Origin of the sequence: Leptolyngbya sp. CCY15150, assembly GCF_016888135.1 — a bacterium.
GTDB lineage: Bacteria > Cyanobacteriota > Cyanobacteriia > RECH01 > RECH01 > RECH01.
In genome coordinates this window covers 1-2,081 of sequence record NZ_JACSWB010000250.1, presented here as the reverse complement: position 1 = coordinate 2,081, position 2,081 = coordinate 1, and the positions used below count along the sequence as shown (strand labels likewise).

Genomic DNA, 2,081 nt, shown 5'->3' with positions numbered 1-2,081 from the left:
CTGCCGAATCCTGAACGAAAGAATGAGCTTTTTCAACAAATCTATTGACACTGTTCTCAATAAGCTCATGCAAGATGTTCATACTGAGAATTGCTGGATGGCAATAAGGGGTATGGCAACGATTCTGACGAAATGTTACCATCAGCCTCTAGAATCCTTATTACAAGGGGATTTTAGCCGTACTACAAGATTGAGTACTGGACAGGATATACAGGTGAATTTTCACGGTAATGGGATTTGAAGTTGATGATTCGCTTCCTTTTCAGATGATTGAGGTGCAATGACGATAGGGACATCGAATTGAATGTCCGGCGGTCGCTGTTCGAGATCAAGGTGATAGCGCCCCAATCGGTTGATGTGTTCCGTCAGATACGGGCTCAAAGAGGCAATGGCCTCTTCACTGAAGGTGTGCCCCTCCTGCATTAGCCCATGAAGAACGCGGTTCATCTCAAAGACGTTGTAAAAAATGAGACAACTGGCAACCAAGTGGTTGTACTTGATGAACTTGCGCTGCTTATCACGGTCGTTACTGGGAATCACTCCTTCGCCGCCAAAAGCAAGCCACTTGGCAAAGCGGTTAAACGACTCACTTTTGTTGGTTGTGCGTCAGACATGTGTGGGAAAATCCGTAACAATGGCTGAAGCTCTTATGCATCAGTCTTTTTGAGCGGAGGCAGTCATGCTCTGAGATTCCTGGCGATACTAGATCCCACATTTTGCTGAATCACAACTGACCCATATACCGAGCGGTTGTGGTTGTGTCCGCTGACCCATGAAGCGATCGCCCCCCGCGGTGTTGAGTCGTTAGATGAATGAGAAGCTATCACGTCTCATCGGTGGTGGGTGTTGCTGGAACGTCTGTCCTTTGTGTAGTGGGTGAGGGGATATCATAGGTGGGAGAAGGCTGTAGCAAGATGTGGGCCTTGACCCACCCATGATAGTAGATAGTGTGGAGTAGAGGCGTTGCTGTGTGGCTAGGGAGTAGATATGAGAAGAGGTTCATGGAGTTAGCGGATGTGAGAATGGATCCCCTTATTATCCATAGCTCTCCGTGGATGGATCACCAAAAGCGGCCAAGAGCCCGAAGTTAGGTAAATAGGTAATTAGCCAAGGTGGGCTTTGATTTGGAGGTTAACTGATGACGTTACAAGACATTATTGAGTCGATTGAAGAGCTCTCAGAGGAGGATCAAGAGCTACTGTTTGAGCTAATCCATAAACGCCGGGTTGAAGCGCGCCGGGGTGAGATTGCGGCGAATGCTCAGGAAACGTTTCAGGCGATAGAGGCAGGAACGGCAAAACGAGGCAACTTTGAAGAAATGAAAGCTTATTTACTATCGTCTGATGAGGATGAATGATTTTAACGACAGGCAGTAAGTTTAAGCGCAGTTTTAAGCGACTGATTAAGAAGAATCCTCAGTTGCAGAACAAGATTTTGGCAACGTTGGAGACGTTAAGCCATGATCCGTTTACGCCTTCGCTGAAGTCTCACAAACTGACGGGACAATTAGAGGGGTTATGGGCTTGTTGGGTGGCTTATGATTGCCGCATTGTCTTTGCCTTCCAAGCAGCCCCGGAAACCGGAGAGGATTTGATTGTTCTCGTTGATATTGGCAGCCATGACGACGTGTACTAAAGCAAAGTTATAGCGTTTATCAGCCTAATGCGATACAGTCCGTATAATTTCACGCGGCGTTGTTGCATGAAGAGGTGCTGCGGAAGGGTAGAGCCATGGTAGATTTCAGTTACCACCCCTAAAGCTGCCATGAAACCTCAATACCGCATCCGCAACTGGTCTGAGTATAACGCTGGATTGAAGCAGAGAGGAAGCCTCACCTTCTGGATCGCCCCATCCGTCTTGGAGCAGTGGGTCGTGGAGGATTTGAGTGGTAAACCAGGTGCCTCTATCCTCTATCCAACCGTTAATGTGCGAGAGATAACAGCCGAGTCGAGTTTGAGTGTTGTCGTATTGAGATCTGCACAGTCATCAAAGAAGGCCGTTTTGAGGGATTGAAGTTGGGAGGCGATCGCAGCCAGTTGCATCCGAATGAAGACGGTCTAGCTACAGAGAGAGCGATCGCT

At 47.9% G+C, this 2,081-nt stretch carries 2 protein-coding genes and 1 pseudogene; 2 read left to right on the top strand and 1 reads right to left on the bottom strand.

The features are described from left to right. Positions 1-222: 222 nt before the first annotated feature. A pseudogene (locus JUJ53_RS19470) lies at positions 223-600 on the bottom strand (Tn3 family transposase); the annotation flags it as partial. A gap of 538 nt (positions 601-1,138) precedes the next feature. Here JUJ53_RS19470 and JUJ53_RS19465 point away from each other — a divergent pair. Together JUJ53_RS19465 and JUJ53_RS19460 are read left to right on the top strand one after the other, a co-directional pair. Continuing rightward, a complete protein-coding gene (locus JUJ53_RS19465; protein WP_204153705.1) occupies positions 1,139-1,357 on the top strand; it encodes a hypothetical protein in 219 nt (72 codons plus the stop codon). After that, complete coding sequence (locus tag JUJ53_RS19460; RefSeq protein WP_204153704.1) at positions 1,354-1,635, top strand: type II toxin-antitoxin system mRNA interferase toxin, RelE/StbE family; 282 nt, start codon at positions 1,354-1,356, stop codon at positions 1,633-1,635. Before JUJ53_RS19465 ends, JUJ53_RS19460 begins: the two co-directional genes overlap by 4 nt. Positions 1,636-2,081: the final 446 nt, after the last annotated feature.